This window comes from Chromohalobacter sp. HP20-39, from assembly GCF_033052815.1.
Classification (GTDB): Bacteria; Pseudomonadota; Gammaproteobacteria; order Pseudomonadales; family Halomonadaceae; genus Chromohalobacter.
Genome location: NZ_JAWHTP010000389.1, coordinates 1 through 323, shown reverse-complemented (window position 1 = coordinate 323; position 323 = coordinate 1). Strand labels below are relative to the sequence as shown.

At 70.9% G+C, this 323-nt stretch carries 1 pseudogene; it reads left to right on the top strand.

The features are described from left to right. Window positions 1-65: 65 nt before the first annotated feature. Window positions 66-323 (top strand): annotated as a pseudogene (locus tag RVY79_RS18505) (relaxase); the annotation flags it as partial.

The following is a 323-nucleotide window of genomic DNA, read 5'->3' as shown; positions in this document are numbered from 1 at the left end:
CCGGCGAGGCCGAGGACGGGCCGCGCCCGTCCGCACCCGACGCTGCATTGCTACCTGGAGCAGCGGTGGCAACGGAGAAGGAGCCCGCAGCAAGCAGCCGTCCAGATCAGTCGGGCGGAAGTCGCGCCATACCTCCCAGCACGCAGCGCAATCCGGCCGACCCACTGGAAAGCATGCTGGCGATGTTCGAGACAACGCCTGAGCCGGAGCAGTCCGTCGAAGCCCCGCCAGAGGGTGCCGACGATGCAGCGGTGCCGCTCGACCCTCCCGCATCGGCCCCAGGTCCTTCGGCGCCGACCGCCGCGCCTGCGCCGCACGATTTC